This is a genomic window from Herbaspirillum sp. WKF16 (genome assembly GCF_028993615.1).
GTDB lineage: Bacteria > Pseudomonadota > Gammaproteobacteria > Burkholderiales > Burkholderiaceae_D > Herbaspirillum.
The window spans coordinates 885,885-903,542 of sequence record NZ_CP118632.1; the positions used below are offsets into that span (position 1 = coordinate 885,885).

12 protein-coding genes and 1 tRNA gene are annotated in these 17,658 nt (G+C 61.4%); 11 read left to right on the forward strand and 2 right to left on the reverse strand.

Annotated features, from left to right (window positions below):
• Positions 1 to 103 precede the first annotated feature (103 nt).
• The 6 genes from Herbaro_RS03945 (at position 104) to dnaG (ending at position 6,920) form a co-directional block, all read left to right on the forward strand.
• On the forward strand, positions 104 to 1,312 hold the full coding sequence (locus tag Herbaro_RS03945) for a cation:proton antiporter (protein ID WP_275012541.1): 1,209 nt from the start codon (positions 104 to 106) through the stop codon (positions 1,310 to 1,312).
• Positions 1,309 to 2,538 (forward strand): YbdK family carboxylate-amine ligase, encoded by a 1,230-nt coding sequence (locus Herbaro_RS03950; protein WP_275012542.1) that lies wholly within the window; start codon positions 1,309 to 1,311, stop codon positions 2,536 to 2,538. Before Herbaro_RS03945 ends, Herbaro_RS03950 begins: the two co-directional genes overlap by 4 nt.
• A gap of 180 nt (positions 2,539 to 2,718) precedes the next feature.
• Entirely contained in the window at positions 2,719 to 3,924 is a 1,206-nt protein-coding gene (locus Herbaro_RS03955; protein WP_275012543.1) for a BaiN/RdsA family NAD(P)/FAD-dependent oxidoreductase, read from the forward strand.
• A gap of 179 nt (positions 3,925 to 4,103) precedes the next feature.
• Positions 4,104 to 4,316 (forward strand): 30S ribosomal protein S21, encoded by a 213-nt coding sequence (gene rpsU, locus Herbaro_RS03960; protein WP_006462949.1) that lies wholly within the window; start codon positions 4,104 to 4,106, stop codon positions 4,314 to 4,316.
• Positions 4,317 to 4,631: 315 nt separating this feature from the next.
• Entirely contained in the window at positions 4,632 to 5,078 is a 447-nt protein-coding gene (locus tag Herbaro_RS03965; RefSeq protein ID WP_275012544.1) for a GatB/YqeY domain-containing protein, read from the forward strand.
• Between the two features lie 42 nt (positions 5,079 to 5,120).
• Entirely contained in the window at positions 5,121 to 6,920 is a 1,800-nt protein-coding gene (dnaG, locus tag Herbaro_RS03970; protein WP_275012545.1) for a DNA primase, read from the forward strand.
• A gap of 483 nt (positions 6,921 to 7,403) precedes the next feature.
• Here the strand turns inward: dnaG and Herbaro_RS03975 are convergent, their stop codons facing one another.
• The gene (locus tag Herbaro_RS03975; RefSeq protein ID WP_275012546.1) at positions 7,404 to 7,643 is read right to left on the reverse strand and encodes a hypothetical protein; all 240 of its coding nucleotides are present in this window, start codon (positions 7,641 to 7,643) and stop codon (positions 7,404 to 7,406) included.
• Between the two features lie 112 nt (positions 7,644 to 7,755).
• Between Herbaro_RS03975 and rpoD the strand changes: the two genes are divergently transcribed.
• Complete coding sequence (gene rpoD / locus Herbaro_RS03980; protein WP_275012547.1) at positions 7,756 to 9,978, forward strand: RNA polymerase sigma factor RpoD; 2,223 nt, start codon at positions 7,756 to 7,758, stop codon at positions 9,976 to 9,978.
• 56 nt (positions 9,979 to 10,034) lie between these two features.
• Positions 10,035 to 10,113: transfer RNA gene (locus Herbaro_RS03985), tRNA-Ile, on the forward strand.
• Positions 10,114 to 10,225: 112 nt separating this feature from the next.
• Here Herbaro_RS03985 and Herbaro_RS03990 read toward each other — a convergent pair.
• The gene (locus Herbaro_RS03990) at positions 10,226 to 11,242 is read right to left on the reverse strand and encodes a GlxA family transcriptional regulator (protein WP_275012548.1); all 1,017 of its coding nucleotides are present in this window, start codon (positions 11,240 to 11,242) and stop codon (positions 10,226 to 10,228) included.
• A gap of 399 nt (positions 11,243 to 11,641) precedes the next feature.
• Here Herbaro_RS03990 and Herbaro_RS03995 point away from each other — a divergent pair, with 399 nt between their 5' ends.
• The 3 genes from Herbaro_RS03995 to Herbaro_RS04005 all read left to right on the forward strand — a co-directional run bounded on the left by Herbaro_RS03995 (position 11,642) and on the right by Herbaro_RS04005 (position 17,636).
• Positions 11,642 to 12,823: an efflux RND transporter periplasmic adaptor subunit gene (locus Herbaro_RS03995; RefSeq protein ID WP_275012549.1), complete on the forward strand. Its 1,182-nt coding sequence runs from the start codon at positions 11,642 to 11,644 to the stop codon at positions 12,821 to 12,823.
• Positions 12,824 to 12,897: 74 nt separating this feature from the next.
• Complete coding sequence (locus Herbaro_RS04000) at positions 12,898 to 16,101, forward strand: efflux RND transporter permease subunit (RefSeq protein ID WP_275012550.1); 3,204 nt, start codon at positions 12,898 to 12,900, stop codon at positions 16,099 to 16,101.
• Entirely contained in the window at positions 16,101 to 17,636 is a 1,536-nt protein-coding gene (locus Herbaro_RS04005; protein ID WP_446719304.1) for an efflux transporter outer membrane subunit, read from the forward strand. The genes Herbaro_RS04000 and Herbaro_RS04005 overlap by 1 nt, the downstream gene beginning before the upstream one ends.
• Positions 17,637 to 17,658 lie beyond the last annotated feature (22 nt).

The window sequence follows — 17,658 nt, forward strand, 5'->3', positions numbered from 1 at the left end:
TCGAACGGCTTACCGGCGCTCACGCGATCCGCGCAGTGCAGGCAGCGGCTTGTCCGCCGCGGCGCGCGGTTTCAACAATCCGATTCTTTGTTCAGGAGGAGATATGGAGTGGGCTCTTCCGTCGTTCACCCTCGCACAGACGCTGCAATGGAATGCCCTGCTGGTATTCGGCGGACTGCTGCTGTTCGGGCTGATCGCGGGTTACATCGTTTCCAAGTCGCCCTGGGTGCCGCGCATCACGGGTTATCTGCTGGTCGGCTTCGTGCTTGGCGCCGGCGGCCTCAACCTGCTTTCGGGCGAGGTGCTCAAGGTCACCAACGTGTTTGCCGACATCGCCGTGGCGCTGGTGGTCTACCAGCTCGGGCGCTATGTCGACATCGGCTGGCTGCGCCGCGAGAAGTGGCTGCTGATCACCGTGGGCACGTCGGCGGTGTTGTGCTTTGCCTTCGTCAGCATCGCCCTGAGCTGGTTCGGATCCGACAATGTCATGGCGCTCCTGGGCGGCGTGATGGCGATCGCCACGGCGCCAGCCGTGGTGCTGGTGGTGTTGCGCGACCTCAAGGCCGAAGGCCAGGTCACGCGGCGGCTGGCTGCCATGACGGCGCTCAACAACTTCGTCGCCGTGCTGGCCGCCTACGCGCTGCTGCCGGTGATCGCGCATGAGGCCGGCACGCCGGTCTCGACGCTGATCCAGCACACCCTGTATTCGCTGTTCGGCTCGGCCATCCTGGCCTACCTCACTTATTGGCTGATGATGCCGCTGGCGCGCCTCCTGGGCCGCGAAGGCAGCTCGCAGTTCGTGCTGGTGATCTCGGTGATCGCGCTGGCCATCGGCGTGGCGCACGCGCTGCACCTGCCGGTGATGCTGACCATGCTGATCTTCGCCATCCTGTCGAAGAACCTGGATCGCCAGTTCGACCTGATGGAGCTCGAATTCGGCGTCGCCAACGAGCTGTTCATCGTGATGCTGTTCGTCACCGTGGGCGCGTCGATGCGCCTGTCGGACCTGACCGTGCTTGGCTTCTCGGTGCTGATCCTGGTGGCCGCGCGCTTCCTGGCCATGGGCATCGGTGTGTTCCTGTTCGCGCGTTTTGCGCGCATGAACTGGCGCCAGGCCGGACTGCTGACATTGGGAACCCTGCCCATGACCGAGGTCGGGGTGGGGCTGATGCAAACGGTGTCGTCGCTGTACCCGCACACCACCGCCAACGTGCTGCCGTTGCTGGCAGGCGCCATGGTGGTGCTGGAGTTCATGGGACCGGTGGCGACCCAGTTTGCGCTGATCAAATCCGGAGAGAGTGGACGCGAATGAATACCGAGACACTGATCCAAGAGCCTCAACACGAGGCCGCGCCCGGCGCGCATGTGGCCGGCCTGCAGACCAGCGCCGGCATCCTGCCCTTCAGCTCGTCGACGCCTTTCACCATGGGCATCGAGCTGGAACTGCAGCTGGTCAACCGCCGCAACTACAACCTGGCCAGCGACGCGGTCGACCTGTTGAACTGGATCGAGCCGCGCGATCTGCAAAAGCAGATCAAGCTGGAAATGACGCAGGGCATGATCGAGCTCAACTCCGGCATCCACACCCGCGTGGACGACCTGATCGAGGAGTTGAAGGGCTTGCGCGCCGCGCTCAACAACGGCGCGCGCTACCTCAACATCGACGTCTCCGGCGGCGGCGCGCACCCGTTCCAGCACTGGAACGAGCAGCGCATCACGCCCAGCGAGCGCTTCCATTACCTGCACGAGAAGTACGGTTACCTGGCCAAGACCTTCACCGTGTTCGGCCAGCACATCCACATCGGCGTGCCCAACGGCGACGATGCGCTCTACCTGACGCACGCCTTCTCGCGCTACGTGCCGCACTTCATCGCACTGTCGGCCGCCTCGCCGTTCTACCAGGGCGCCGACACCAAGTTCGATTCCTCGCGCAGCAACGTGGTGCGCGCCTTCCCGCTGTCGGGCACGGCGCCGGTGCATACCCGCTGGGCGGAGTTCGAGACTTATTACGACGAGCTGATCCAGATGGGCATCGTCGCCAGCATGAAGGACTTCTACTGGGACATCCGCCCCAAGCCGGAGTACGGCACCGTGGAGATCCGCGTCTGCGACACCCCGCTGACCATCGAGCACGCCGCGCACCTGGGCGCCTATGCGCAGCTGCTGGCGCGCTGGGTGCTGACCGAGCGTCCCTTCGTGGTCGGCGACGATTTCTACCTGCTCTACCAGTACAACCGCTTCGAGGCCAGCCGCTTCGGCCTGAACGGGATGCTGGCGCTGCACGGCGCCACGCCCTCGGAGTCGCGCAAGCTGCCGATCTTCGAGCACCTGCTGCAGCAGCTGCAGGTGCTGGAGCCCTACGTGCAGAACGAGGCCGAGCAGCAGACCGTGCAGCGCCTGCGCCGCATCGCGCATGATCGCCTGTCCGACGCCGGCTGGCTGCGCCAGATGTTCGCGCAGCGCGGATCGCTCAACGACATGATGCGCCTGTCGTCGGAGCTGTGGATGGGCGAGGCGCCGCCGCCGTATTTCCAGTGAGCCGTTTCCAGTAGCCGCGGCGTCCCGGGCGATTGCAGAGCGCAAGGGACGGCAAGGCGAACGAGGGCAGGGGGCCAGCATCGCAAGATGCCGGCCCCTTGTCTTTGGGGCGCCGGATCGCGGACAATCACGGTTTCGAATCGAACTCGGGCAGCATCCGAGATGCATGCCGGAGGATCCATGCGCAGCAACCAGCAACAATTCGACGTCGCCGTGATCGGCGCGGGAGCAGCCGGCATGATGTGCGCGGCGGTGGCCGGCCAGCGCGGCCGCAGCGTGGTGCTGATCGACCATGCCGGCAAGCTGGCCGAGAAGATCCGCATCTCGGGAGGCGGGCGCTGCAACTTCACCAACATCGGCGCCGGCCCGCAGAACTACCTGTCGCAAAATCCCCATTTCTGCCGCAGTGCGCTGTCGCGCTACACGCCGCAGGATTTCCTGGCGCTGGTCAATCGCCATCGCATCGGTTTCCACGAGAAGCACAAGGGCCAGCTGTTCTGCGACGATTCGGCCGAGGACATCATCGCCATGCTCAAGGCCGAGTGCGACGCCGGGCAGGTGGCCTGGCGCATGCCGTGCAGCGTGGAAGGGATAGGCAAGAGCGGCGAGCTGTTTCGCATCGACACCGGCGCCGGCGAGATCCTCGCCTCCAGCGTGGTGATCGCCACCGGCGGCTTGTCCATCCCCAAGATCGGCGCCACCGATTTCGCCTACCGCATCGCGCGCCAGTTCGACCTCAAGCTGGTAGAGACGCGCCCCGGCCTGGTGCCGCTGACCTTCGACGGCAGGCATTGGGAGCCGTTCGCCGAGATGGCCGGCCTGGCGCTGCAGGTGGAAGTGGAAACCGGGCAGAAGAAGGAGCGCGGCCATTTCCTGGAGGATCTGCTGTTTACCCATCGCGGTCTCTCCGGTCCGGCGATCCTGCAGATTTCCAGCTATTGGAAGTTGAGCACGCCGCTGACCCTGAACCTGCTGCCGGAGCTGGACGTGGCCGAAACCCTGATCGCCGGCAAGGGCGCGCTGAAGAAGAATCTCGGCAACCTGCTGGCGCAATGGCTGCCCGGTCGCCTGGCCGAGGGCTGGCTTAAGGTCAACGGCTTCGACGCCGGCGCTCGCTTGGCCGACATGCCCGACAAGTCCCTGCGCCGGCTGGGCGACTCGCTCAACCGCTGGGTGATCCTGCCCAGCGGCTCGGAGGGCTACCGCAAAGCCGAAGTGACGCTGGGCGGCGTGGATACGCGCGAGCTGTCGCAGCAGAGCATGATGGCCGACAAGGTGCCGGGCCTGCACTTCATCGGCGAGGCGGTCGACGTCACCGGCTGGCTGGGCGGCTACAATTTCCAGTGGGCCTGGGCCTCGGGCATGGCGGCGGGATTGTCGGCCTGACAAGAATGGGCGCAGCAGTTCATGGACTGCCTCAGCTTGACCTCGCTAAGCGATTGATTTTTATCCGGATTTTCGGCTTCAGGTGGAAAAAATGCCACGTTTGGCCTTCCAATCGGGGTTTCAGTCTGTTAGAATCGCTTTCTTTGCTAATCCAGCCTAACCTTTTTGGTTTGAATTAAATGACCACCATTCGTGTAAAAGAAAACGAGCCGTTCGAAGTCGCAATGCGCCGCTTCAAGCGCACCATTGAAAAGACTGGTCTGCTGACCGAACTGCGCGCACGCGAGTTTTACGAAAAGCCGACCGCTGAGCGCAAGCGCAAGCTGGCCGCCGCTGTGAAGCGCCACTACAAGCGCATCCGCAGCCAGCAACTGCCGAAAAAGCTGTACTAAGAATTCCTCGCCGCGCATTCGCGCGGCTGATGTGCAAACCCGCTCCGGTGTTGGTCCGCAGCGGGTTTTCGCATTTTTCGCCGAAATCGTTTTTGCGCCGGCCCAGCCCCGTGCCTGGTTTTTCCGGGCGGCGGCCGCATATCGGATGCAACGGGGCGCGATCCGGCCTGCGGCACTGGCGATAAGCGCATCCATGGTCTACGATCTTAATGGTCGGCAACACTGCGCATCACCGGTATCCTTGCGCCCTTGCCCGCCGCCCGGCTGCGGCAACGGCAGCGACAAGACACATCTACCTCATCTTCGGAGCATCTAATGGGTTTGAAAGAGCAAATCACGGAAGACATGAAGGCCGCCATGCGCGCCAAGGAAATGGGCAAGCTGGGCACCATCCGTTTGCTGACGGCGGCGATGAAGCAGAAGGAAGTCGATGAGCGCATCGAGCTGACCGATGCGCACGTGCTGGCCATCATCGACAAGATGGTCAAGCAGCGCAAGGATTCCATCTCCCAGTTCGAAGCCGGCGGTCGCCAGGATCTGGCCGACATCGAGAAGGCCGAGCTGCTGGTGCTGGAAACCTACATGCCCGCCGCGCTCTCCGAAGGCGAGATCAAGGCCGAGGTGCAGGCCGCCGTGGCCGCCACCGGCGCCGCCGGCCCGCAGGACATGGGCAAGGTGATGGGCGTGCTCAAGCCCAAGCTGGCCGGCCGCGCCGACATGACGGCGGTGTCCGCGCTGGTCAAGGCCGCGCTGGCGCCCTGAGCGCAACCCTTATGCTGATTCGCGCCTGAGCGCTCCGCCAAGGTGATCCCACAGTCGTTCATCCAGGACTTGCTGAACCGCGTCGACATCGTCGACGTGGTGGGACGCTTCGTGCAACTGAAGAAGGGCGGCGCCAATTTCATGGGCCTGTGCCCCTTCCACAACGAGAAATCCCCCAGCTTCACCGTCAGCCCGACCAAGCAGTTCTACCACTGCTTCGGCTGCGGCGCGCACGGCACCGCGATCAGCTTCCTGATCGAGTATTCGGGCATGGGTTTCGTGGATGCGGTCAAGGACCTGGCCCAGGGCGCGGGCATGGTGGTGCCGGAGCGCGAGGACAACATTCCCCTGGCGCAGCGCCAGGAAAAGCAGGCCAAGAGCATGGCGCTGTCCGACGTCATGTCGCGCGCCAACGATTTTTACCGGGCCCAGCTGCGCAGCGCCCAGCCGGCCATCGGCTACCTTAAGGGGCGCGGCCTGACCGGCGAGATCGCGGCGCGTTTCGGATTGGGCTATTCGCCCGACGAATGGGACAGCCTGCGCCAGGTCTTTCCCGAATACGAAAACGAGGCCCTGGTCGAATCCGGCCTGGTGATCGACAAGAGCGAAGAAGAGAGCGGCGGCGGCCGCCGCAAGCGCTACGACCGCTTCCGCGGCCGCGTGATGTTCCCCATCCGCAATACCAAGGGTCAGGTGATCGGCTTCGGCGGCCGCGTGATGGATGGCGGCGAGCCCAAGTACCTGAACTCACCGGAAACGCCGCTGTTCCAGAAGGGCAGCGAACTGTACGGCCTGTTCGAGGCGCGCCAGGCGATCCGCGAGGCCGGCTACGCGCTGGTGACCGAAGGCTACATGGACGTGGTGGCGCTGGCGCAGCTGGGCTTCCCGCAGGCGGTGGCGACGCTGGGCACGGCCTGCACCCCGGTGCACGTGCAAAAGCTGCTGCGCCAGACCGACCAGGTGATCTTCAGCTTCGACGGCGACAATGCCGGCCGGCGCGCCGCGCGCCGCGCGCTGGAGGCCTGCCTGCCGCACGCCTCGGACAACAAGACCATCAAGTTCTTGTTCCTGCCCAAGGAGCACGACCCCGACAGCTACGTGCGCGAGATGGGCGCGCCGGCCTTCGAGGAGCAGATCCGCGAAGCCTTGCCGCTGTCGCAGTTCCTGCTGCGCGAGATCATCGGCGAGAACGACATGCGCACGCCGGAAGGCCGCGCGCACGCGCAGTTTGCCGCCAAGCCCATGCTGCAGGCCTTGCCGGCCTCGGCGCTGCGGCTGCAGATCGTGCGCAGCGTGGCCCAGGCGACGCAGTCAACCCCGGCCGAGATTGAAGCATTATTCGAACTGGAAAAGCCGGTGGCGCGCGTCAAGGCGCCGCCGCCGCGGGCCAAGCGCACCGCGCCGGCCGGCCTGGAGCGCCAGATCATGCGCCTCCTGGTGGCGCACCCGCAGCTGGCCGTCGAGCTCGACGACGAGGCGCTGCAGGCAGTGGCCAGCATCGCGCCCGATCGCGCCGAGATGCTGGGCCACCTGGTCGGCGTGGCGCAGGGCATGGGCGAGCACGCCAATTTCGCCAGCCTGGTCGAGCACCTGCGCGAGGCCGGCCCCGAGTTCGATTCGATGATCGCCGAGATCGCCTCCGAGACCGAGTCCGAATTCGACGCCGTGCGCGCCGAGATGATCGGCGCCATACGGCAGAGCAAGATCCGCGCGATCGAGGAAGAGATGCAGGCGCTGGTGGCGTCCAACCTGCGCAGCGAGGAAGAGCGCAACCGCTACCGGGAGCTGATGCAGGCCAAGGAAGACCTGAAGCGCCAGGGTGCCGCCGCGGTGGCGGGCTGAACCAGGCGGCGTCGCCGGACGGCGCCGTGGGAAGAAGGGCAAGAGCAAGGGCGGGAGGGAAGGCGCGATTTCATGCGGCAGGCGTCTTGCTCCCGGGAATGTGCAAGCAAGGCGGAAAGAACGGTAAGGCGATGCAAATTGCCGTGATTTACGTACCCGATCAGCGTCGTTCACGGCTTGATCGGGAAGAAAAGAGCCCCATCTGTGCTATACTGTAAGGCTTTAGTTCCGCCGGATGGCCTTTGCATTTTCAACCTGGCGGCCCCAAGCGTCCAGGCTCGGATGAGTATCTTTGCTCCGGGTCTGCGATGCCGGCATGCGGCGCAACCGCAGGCTGGACAAGGAATGGCGAAACTGCCCGCTATCCGCGATCGAAGGGCGTAAAGGCAAAAAGGAACGTTGCGCGTGCAGCCGGAGTCTACCGGGTAACCGGTACCGGAGTTGCATCATTAGCATGACTTGATTGGCGCAATGAGTGAAATCTCAATTGGCAGTTGATTCTATGGCAAATGCAATGAAGAAACCCGCAAAAACTCCAGCAGCGCCCGCAAAGAGCACGAGCAGCACGAAGGCTGCAACGGCGGTAAAATCCACCGCTGTCGCAAAGCCGTCCAAGGCGGTCGTCGCCAAGCCCGCAGCCAAGCCGGCCGCACCCGCGGCCAAGGCCGTGAAACCGGCGGCCAGGACTGCGACGGCGGCAACGCCAAAGAATGCGGTAGCCAAGGCGGCTCCCGTCAAGCCGGCCCGCGCCGCAGCGCCCAGCGCGACTGCAACGCCAGCCAAAAAGTTACCTCAAGCCGCCGAAAAAGCGGTTTCTGTGAAATCGAAGACTTCCGTGACCACCAAGAAACCAGAAACCAAGACCGCCAAGACGACCAAAGCTGAAAACGTCGAGGGCAAGGACGTCAGCTCAACCGCGTCGTCGAGCGTAAGCCAAACCACAGATGCCGCTGCCCTGGCAGCCATCGACACGTCCGGCTATGTGCTGCCGTCGGTCAAGGTGCCCGGCCGTCGCGGCCGCAAGCCCAAGGAATTCCAGCCGGAGAGCGACGAAGTCGCCGCTCTCAACGCCGTCGAGCGCGCCGAACTGAAGGCCGTCGACAAGGCCAAGGCCAAGGACCGCAAGGCCAAGGAAAAGGCCCTGCTGAAGGACGCCTTCTCGTCCGACACCGAAGCCAGCGAAGAAGAACTCGAACGCCGCCGCCAGAAGCTCAAGACCCTGATCAAGCTGGGCAAGGAGCGCGGCTTCCTGACCTTCTCCGAAATCAACGACCACCTGCCCGAGAATATCGTCGATCCGGAAGCGATCGAAGGCATCATCGGCACCTTCAGCGACATGGGCATCTCGGTCTACGAGCACGCCCCTGACGCCGAAACCCTGCTGCTGTCGGACAACGTGGCCAACGTGGCCAGCGACGACGACGCCGAAGCCGCGGCCGAAGCCGCGCTGTCGACCGTCGATTCCGACTTCGGCCGTACCACCGACCCGGTGCGCATGTACATGCGCGAAATGGGTTCGGTCGAACTGCTGACCCGCGAAGGCGAAATCGAAATCGCCAAGCGCATCGAAGACGGCCTGAAGGACATGATCCAGGCCATCTCCGCCTGCCCGACCACGATCGCCGAGATCCTGGTGGCGGCCGACCGCATCGCCAAGGATGAGATCAAGGTCGACGAGATCGTCGACGGCCTGGTCGACCCCAACGAAACCGAACAGCAGGTCGAGGCCGCTTCCGATTCCGACGAATCCGACGAGGACGAGGAAGAAGAAGAGGACGAGGAAGAAGAAGAGGAAGGCGAGAACAGCGGTTCCGGCGCCGCCGGCTTCTCGGCCGAGCAGCTCGAACAGCTGAAGCGCGACGCGCTGGGCAAGTTCGGCGTCATCGCCACCCAGTTCGAGAACATGCGCAAGGCCTTCGAGAAGGAAGGCTACGACTCCAAGCCCTACGTCAAGGCGCAGGAGATCATCTCCAATGAACTGCTGGGCATCCGCTTCACCGCCAAGGTCGTCGAGAAGCTGTGCGACACCCTGCGCGCGCAGGTGGAAGAAGTGCGCAGCGTCGAGCGCCAGATCCTGGACGTGGCCGTCAACAAGTGCAACATGCCGCGCTCGCACTTCATCAAGGTCTTCCCCGGCAATGAAGTGAACCTGGACTGGGTCGACGGCGAAGTCGCCGCCAACCACGACTACAGCACCGTGCTGAGCCGCAACGTGCCGGCCATCAAGGAGCTGCAGCAAAAGCTGATCGACCTGCAAGCGCGCGTCGTGCTGCCGCTGCAAGACCTGCGCGCCATCAACAAGAAGATGGGCGCCGGCGAGAAGAAGGCGCGCATGGCCAAGCGTGAAATGACCGAGGCCAACCTGCGCCTGGTGATCTCGATCGCCAAGAAGTACACCAACCGCGGTCTGCAGTTCCTGGACCTGATCCAGGAAGGCAACATCGGCCTGATGAAGGCGGTGGACAAGTTCGAATACCGTCGCGGCTACAAGTTCTCGACCTACGCGACATGGTGGATCCGCCAGGCCATCACCCGCTCCATCGCCGACCAGGCGCGCACCATCCGTATTCCGGTGCACATGATCGAAACGATCAACAAGATGAACCGCATCTCGCGCCAGATCCTGCAGGAAACCGGCGCCGAGCCGGATCCCGCGACCCTGGCGATCAAGATGGAAATGCCGGAAGACAAGATCCGCAAGATCATGAAGATCGCCAAGGAGCCGATCTCCATGGAAACGCCGATCGGCGACGACGACGATTCGCACCTGGGCGACTTCATCGAAGACAACAACACGCTGGCCCCGGCCGACGCGGCGTTGCACGCTTCGATGCGCGGCGTGGTCAAGGACATCCTTGACTCGCTGACCCCGCGCGAAGCGAAGGTCCTGCGCATGCGCTTCGGCATCGAAATGTCGACCGACCACACGCTGGAAGAAGTCGGCAAGCAGTTCGACGTCACCCGCGAGCGCATCCGCCAGATCGAAGCCAAGGCGCTGCGCAAGCTGCGCCACCCGTCGCGCTCCGACAAGCTGAAGAGCTTCCTGGAAGGGAATTGATTCAAAGGGTGTCAAGATCAGCCGGCGACGATGTTAAAATCGCCGGCTGATTTTTTGGCCCCCTAGCTCATGCTTGGTTAGAGCAGCGGACTCATAATCCGTTGGTGCCGTGTTCGACTCACGGGGGGGCCACCAGTATCTGAAAGGGATTCCGAGAAATCGGAGTCCCTTTTTCATTTGACGCTTAGGATAAGCGGCCGATCGCGATGCCTATCAGGCCTCGGTTCAGCGCCGATGCTGGAATGTTCTATTCGGATGCAGATGCCGCACTGGCTTGCAGCGCCATGCGCCGAACGTTCTGAGGCGGATAGCCATATATGCGAACAAACGCGCGGCGCATCCGCTCTGGATCGATGAAGCCCACATGTCGGGCAATCGCTTCTATTGGCTCCGCGCTTCTTTCGACCCTGGCCTTGGCCGTCTCAACGCGCAGACGCTCCACCGCTTTGGCGGGCGTCTCACCGGTTTCTGCCAGAAATGATCTGCCAAATTGACGTGGGCTGAGGCAGGCGACTGAGGCCAGGAGTTCAGTTGTCAGTGTCTCGTTCAAGTGCTCCCGCATGTAGGAGAGCACATGGCGAATGCGGTCCGATTCGGGTTCCATATCGGCTATCGCCGAGAACTGCGATTGATTGCCGGGACGCCGATGGTAGACCACCATCATCTTGGATACGAACTGCGCAACATCGCTTCCCAAGTCCTCCTGGATCATCGCCAAGGTCAAATCGATTCCTGCCGTAATGCCAGCGGAAGTCCAGATCCGGTTGTCCCTGGTGTAGATGCGATCACCTTCGACTTTGATCCTGGGAAATTGGCGCTGCAGCCGCATCGTGTATTTCCAGTGCGTTGTCGCGCTGCGGCCGTCCAGAAGACCCGTTTGCGCGAGCATGAACGCCCCGGTGCAGACACTGGCTATCCGGCTCGTCCCCCTCTCCAGTGCTTCATACAACTGCTCGGGTACGCGGGGGAGATCAAATGGGTCCATTGACACCTCACCGCCCGTGACAAAAACGGTGTGATAGGGCGCGGAGCGTATGCGCTGTGTATCCACCGCAAGTCCCGAGGAGCTGGCGACCATTCCTCCCTCAATGGATACCACATGGCAACGATATACCTCCCCGATGCCGCTTTTGGATGCGATCTCGAAGGCGGACAAGGGGCCGCTCAGATCCTGGATCTGGAATCCCGGAAAAACAAAGAATGCGATATCGCGTAGAGCGCTGTGCCGCCCTGCAGCCGATACCTGTGGTGTGGCGATAGTCATCACGGCAATGTGTCTGGCTTTCACCAGAGCGAGGCAATCGAAACATACATATTGCAGCAAAACGGAATGACGAGAATGTCGCGTATCCCTCAAAAACCGTCATTCTAAATAATTGCCGCCTGGTAAATAGGTGCGCCTAACTTGCGTCGGGGCGACGCGACGCCCAGGCGCGCCATGCGCGGCGGGAAATGAGGGAAGTACGTCCTTTGTGCATCCCCAACAGTTGGCGAGAATTCGACGGCTGCTTCAGCAATGGAATTTCCGATGCCATCTCATCCATCACAAGCTCACTCATTTTCTTTTGCAGGCTCTCAAGCCGATGCCTGACGCTTCTTGCGCAGCAGGCGTCCTTGGCAGCCGATTTCCCATTTCAAAGACCACGCATTCAATACTCCAATCATGGCCAAGTTCTCCCTATCAAAACCAAAGATAGCCGCCGCGGCGCTGGCTGTCTCTATCGTTGCCGGCGGCGCGCTGCTTGGTACCAACCGCAGCAACGCGACTGCGCCGTCATCGGCCGGCAATCTTCCGGAAGTCGACGTTGCCGTTGTCGAGGAAAGCACCGTCGTGGATTGGCAAAGCTACTCGGGCAGGCTTGCCGCCGTGGAAAAGGTCGACATCCGGCCGATGGTGTCGGGGCCCATTGTCTCGGTGAACATCCGCGATGGCGCCAGGGTGAAGAAGGGCGACGTGCTCTTTGTCATTGATCCGCGTCCTTATCGGGCGGAAGTCGCGCGCGCGGCGGGATTGCTGGCTGCGGCGCAATCACGCGTGGACTATACGCGCCGCGATTGGGAGCGAGCTCAACGGCTCATTGGAGAAAAGGCGATCGCCAGGCGCGACTACGACGAGAAGCAGAACGCGGAGCGCGAAGCCAGCGCGAACTTGCTGGTCGCTCATGCGGGCCTGGAAAGCGCCCAAATCAACCTGGACTACACAAAGGTGACGGCGCCTGTCGCCGGCCGGGTTTCGCGCGCGGAAATCACGGTCGGCAATATCGTGACGGCCGGCGCAAGCGCCATGCCGCTGACCAGCATCGTGTCCCAGACGCCGATCTATGGCGAGTTCGACGTCGATGAGCAAACCTATCTGCAGTACATCGGGCAAGTCAAGAATAGCCAAAAGCTGCCGGTGGAATTGGGACTCGCGAATGAGGACAGGTATTCGCGAGAAGGTGTGATCCAGTCTGTAGACAATCATCTCAATACCTCCTCCGGAACCATCCGCGTTCGCGCCCGTTTCGAGAACAATGATGGCGCCCTTGTTCCGGGGCTATACGGCCGATTCAGGGTAGGCGGCAGCGTTCCGCACCAGGCGCTCCTGATCGACGAAAAGTCGATCAATACCGATCAGGACAAGAAGTTTGTCCTGGTGCTCGACAAGAACGACCAGATCGAATACCGGGAAGTCAGGCTGGGCAGCCTGCACGGAGACCAGCGTGTTATCCGGGAAGGCTTGTCTGCCGGGGAACGGATAGTCGTGAGCGGGATGCAGCGCGTAAAGCCCGGAGACAAGGCGCGAGGCCGGATGGCGCCAAAGCAGGCGGCCGGGGCAAGAACGATCGGGCCTGAGGGCGGATGAGCCTTGGCTCCTCAATCAGAAACCGGATTGAACCAGAACATGAATGCGCGCGCCACAACGCCTAGAAAAGTCCCATGAACATATCTAAATTCTTTATTGACCGGCCCATCTTCGCCGGTGTCCTTTCCGTCCTGATCCTGCTGGCAGGCCTGATCGCTCTCTTCAAGCTCCCCATTTCCGAATACCCGGATGTGGTTCCTCCGTCTGTCATCGTGCATGCCCAATACCCAGGGGCCAATCCAAAGGTGATCGCAGAAGCCGTCGCGGCGCCGCTCGAGGAGCGGATCAATGGCGTGGAGAACATGCTCTACATGCAATCCCAGGCCAACAGCGAAGGCGACCTGACGCTGACGGTGACATTCCAGCTCGGCATGAATCCCGACCTGGCGACGCAACTGGTTCAAAACCGTGTGAATCAGGCGCTGCCGCGGTTGCCAGAAGATGTGCAGCGTTTGGGTGTGACGACCATCAAGAGTTCGCCCACGGTGACGCTGTTCATGCACCTCTATTCGACGAACAATCGATACGACATCGTTTACCTCAGAAACTACGCTCTTATCAATCTTCGAGATAAGTTGGCCCGCATCAAAGGGGTCGGCGACGTCCAGTTGTGGGGGAGCGGCGACTATGCAATGCGCGTGTGGCTGGATCCGCAGAAAGTCGCGCAGCGGAACTTGACCGCAGCGGAGGTGATTGCAGCAATCCGTGAGCAGAATGTCCAGGTTGCCGCCGGCGCTGTGGGGGCGTCACCGTCCGCGCCGGGCGTTCCCCTTGAACTGTCGATCAATGCGCGCGGCCGCCTGGAAACCGAGAAGGATTTTGGGGAAATCATCGTCAAGACGGAAGAAGGCGGCGCTGTCGTGCATTTGGCTGATGTGGCCCGAATCGAACTTGCGGCCGCAGAATACGGAAGGCGTTCCACGCTCGACAACAAGCCTGCCATTGCACTATCGATCAATGAAGCGCCAGGGGCAAATTCCTTGCAGATTTCGGAGGATGTCCATGCGGCGATGAGGGAGTTGAGCAAGGATTTTCCCCAAGGCGTGGAATTCCAGATTGCTTATGATCCGACACGATTTGTCCGGTCCAGCATCCGTGCCGTCATTCATACGCTGCTGGAAGCCATTGCACTGGTGGTCATTGTCGTTATTGTGTTCCTGCAAACCTGGCGCACGTCGATCATCCCGCTCATTGCCGTTCCGGTATCGATCGTCGGCACACTCTCGCTGCTGCATGTTTTCGGCTTCTCGATCAACGCGCTTTCGCTCTTCGGACTGGTGCTGGCAATCGGCATTGTCGTGGATGACGCCATCGTCGTGGTGGAAAACGTGGAGCGGAATATTGAGAACGGCATGAGTCCGAGAGAAGCGACATATCGGGCAATGCAGGAAGTCAGTGGTCCCATTATTGCAATTGCGCTGACCCTGGTCGCGGTCTTTGTGCCGCTGGCATTCATGACGGGGTTGACGGGACAATTCTATAAACAGTTTGCGATGACCATCGCCATTTCCACCGTTATTTCCGCCATCAATTCGCTGACGCTGTCGCCCGCGCTATCGGCGTTGCTGTTGCGAGGCCACGATGCTCCGGAGGACCAGCTGACGCGGATGATGAATCGTTACTTCGGTGCTTTCTTCCAGGCCTTTAACCGGATTTTCCATCGCGCCTCCGAACGCTACGCCGGCGGGGTGGCAGGAGTCATCAGGCACAAGGGCATGATGCTGGGCATATATGCCGTGCTGCTGGCACTGACCGTACTGATCGGAAAAGTCGTGCCAGGAGGATTCGTCCCGGCGCAGGACAAGGAATACATCATCACTTTCGCCAAACTGCCGGAAGGCGCCTCGCTGGACAGAACCGATGAAATTATTCGCCAGATGAGTGAAATCGTCATGAAAGAACCCGGCGCAGCCCATGCAGTCGCCTTCCCAGGCCTCTCCGTGAATGGCTTCACCAACAATTCGAGCAGCGGCATCGTCTTTGTTCCTTTGAAACCATTTGAAGAACGAGACGATAAATCGCTTACGGCGACAGCGATAGCCGCCTCCCTGAACAAGAAATTCAGCGCGATCAAAGGAGCCTTTATCGCCGTTTTTCCCCCGCCGCCGGTGCTGGGGATCGGGACGCTGGGCGGTTTCAAGATGCAATTGGAAGACCAGGGCGCGGTGGGATATGCCGCATTGAATAAGGCCAAGGAAGACTTCATCAAAAAGGCTGCTGCAACACCGGAATTGGGCCCTGTGTTCTCCAATTATCAGATCAATGTTCCACAGCTCAATGTCGATATCGATCGCGTCAAGGTCAAGCAATTGGGACTGTCGGTGACCGATGTATTCAATACGATGCAAGTCTATCTCGGCTCACTTTACGTCAACGATTTCAATCGGTTTGGACGGGTGTATCAAGTGCGCGCACAGGCCGATGCCCCCTATCGGCAGGATGCCGATAGTATCCTGCAGCTCAAGGCGCGCAACAGAAGCGGAGAGATGGTTCCGCTGTCATCTGTGGTCAAGGTCTCGCCGACCTATGGACCGACTACCGTGGTTCGCTACAACGGCTATACCGCCGCAGATATCAACGGGGGCCCAGCGCCGGGCGTGTCCTCAGATGCCGCTCAAGCAGCGGCGGAGCGGGTCGCCGCGGAAGTGCTGCCCAAAGGCGTGAAGTTCGAATGGACCGACCTGACCTATCAGAAAATCCTGGCTGGCAATTCGGGCCTGTGGATCTTTCCCATCAGCGTGTTGCTTGTGTTTCTTGCACTCGCGGCCCTGTATGAAAGCCTGACCTTGCCTCTGGCGGTGATTCTGATCGTTCCGATGAGCATTCTCTCAGCGCTTGCAGGGGTATGGCTGACGGGCGGCGACAATAATATCTTCACGCAAATCGGATTGATGGTGCTGGTGGGCCTTGCTTCCAAGAATGCGATTCTGATCGTCGAATTTGCCCGTGAGCTCGAACATGACGGCCGCACACCGATTCAAGCTGCGATCGAGGCAAGCCGGCTGCGTCTGAGGCCTATCCTGATGACATCACTGGCCTTCATCATGGGCGTTGTTCCGCTCGTCGTATCCAGCGGCGCAGGGGCTGAGATGCGGCAAGCGATGGGTATCGCCGTATTTTTCGGAATGCTGGGCGTGACGCTGTTCGGGCTGATGCTGACCCCGGTGTTCTACGTGGTATTGAGAACCTTGGCCGGCGGGAAAATCCATGTGGCCAATAAAGATGCGCCGCCAACGCATGAGGTTCCTGTGTTTGCAAGCAACGCAAAGGAGATGTGATGAATCATCAGCTTCACTCTTCGATGCGCGGGATTGCTGGTCTTAAGCGCATGCTCATCGCACTGCCTTTTCTTTCCACCCTGGCTGCCTGCTCCATGGAGCCTGTCTATGTGAGACCCGAAATACCTGCTCATGCCCTGTTCAAGGAGCTACCGCCATCGCGGGACAAGGACGCTTCAGGCAATTGGAAGATTGCGGAGCCGGCTGAAAGCGCTCATCGGGGCGCATGGTGGAAAGTCTTTGCGGACCCAGCATTGGATGCCCTGGAACAGGAGGCCATGGACGCCAATCAGAACCTGAAAGCCGCCGCCGCACGTATCCTGCAATCCAGGGCGCTGACGCAGGCTGCCAGTGCGGAACGACTTCCTTCATTGGCTGCCGGCGCCGGGGCGACCAGGCAACGGGTGTCTCCCGCATCGCAGTCTTTGCCCAATGATGCGGAAATCCAACCTCAGACCTTGTGGCGCGCTCAGGCGACTGCCTCGTATGAGCTCGACTTGTTTGGGCGCGCTTCAGCAAATGTCCACGCTGCCGCGGCTGACCAGGAACAAAGCGATGCCCTGTTCAGATCGCTCCAGCTGGCTTTGCAAGCCGACGTCGCGCAACATTATTTCCGGCTTCGCGCGTTGGACAGGCAATCGGTTCTCTACCGTCAGACGGTCATGTTGCGGGAAGACACTTTGCGTCTTGTCGAGCATAGGTTCAATGAAGGGGAAATTGATGAATTCGACGTGTCCAGGGCGCGCAACGAGGCTGCCTCGGCGCGCGCCGGCGCAGTGGGGATTGCCCGCCAGCGGGCAATGGCGGAGCACAGCCTCGCCACCCTGTTGGGCAAGATTCCCGCTGATTTTTCGTTTCCCGATACACCTCTGGACGCCGTTCTTGTCCAGATCCCGGCCGGGATTTCTTCATCATTGCTGGAGCGACGTCCCGATATCGCGGCCGCCGAGCGAGCGATCGCGGCGGCGAACGCCCGCATCGGAGTCGCCAAATCCGCCTATTTTCCAACGATCGACATGACAGGAGCGCTCGGCTATGAGTCGGCAACGCTGAAAGACTTGTTCAATTGGTCGAGCCGAACTTTCTTGCTCGGGCCGCTCGTGGGGACGGCATTGACTGTTCCAATCTTTGATGGCGGCCGACGGCAAGCCAATCTGGAGGGCGCCCAGGCGAAATTGGACGAGGCGGCGGCCAATTACCAACAGCAGGTACTGGTTGCGTTTCGTGAGGTGGAGGATAGCCTCGCAACGCTGCGTTTGCTCGGTGAGCAAACCCGGGAGCAGCAGATCGCCTTGAAGGCGTCGGAGAACGCCGAAAAGCTCTCGCAAGCCCGTTACCGCGAAGGTGAAAGTAATTTGATCGACGTGATGGATGTCCAGCGTCAGGTGCTGCAATCGCAGTTGCTTGTGAGCGAACTTACCGGGGCGCGAGCGATTGCGGCTGTCAATTTGATAAGGGCTTTGGGCGGCGGATGGGCGCGGGACGGAGATGATGGCTTGGCCTCCATCGCGCAGCGTCAAGAGGCGCGTCAGTAAGTCGCGCCGCCGGCCTTCCCTC

Bases quoted from the DNA above. Each gene is read 5' to 3' on its own strand.
- Herbaro_RS03945 (WP_275012541.1), top strand. From the start codon at position 104: ATGGAGTGGGCTCTTCCGTCGTTCACCCTCGCACAGACGCTGCAATGG.
- Herbaro_RS03995 (WP_275012549.1), top strand. From the start codon at position 11,642: ATGGCCAAGTTCTCCCTATCAAAACCAAAGATAGCCGCCGCGGCGCTG.
- Herbaro_RS03955 (WP_275012543.1), top strand. From the start codon at position 2,719: ATGCGCAGCAACCAGCAACAATTCGACGTCGCCGTGATCGGCGCGGGA.
- Herbaro_RS03965 (WP_275012544.1), top strand. From the start codon at position 4,632: ATGGGTTTGAAAGAGCAAATCACGGAAGACATGAAGGCCGCCATGCGC.
- rpsU (WP_006462949.1), top strand. From the start codon at position 4,104: ATGACCACCATTCGTGTAAAAGAAAACGAGCCGTTCGAAGTCGCAATG.
- Herbaro_RS04005 (WP_446719304.1), top strand. From the start codon at position 16,101: ATGAATCATCAGCTTCACTCTTCGATGCGCGGGATTGCTGGTCTTAAG.
- Herbaro_RS03950 (WP_275012542.1), top strand. From the start codon at position 1,309: ATGAATACCGAGACACTGATCCAAGAGCCTCAACACGAGGCCGCGCCC.
- Herbaro_RS04000 (WP_275012550.1), top strand. From the start codon at position 12,898: ATGAACATATCTAAATTCTTTATTGACCGGCCCATCTTCGCCGGTGTC.
- Herbaro_RS03990 (WP_275012548.1), bottom strand. From the start codon at position 11,242: ATGACTATCGCCACACCACAGGTATCGGCTGCAGGGCGGCACAGCGCT.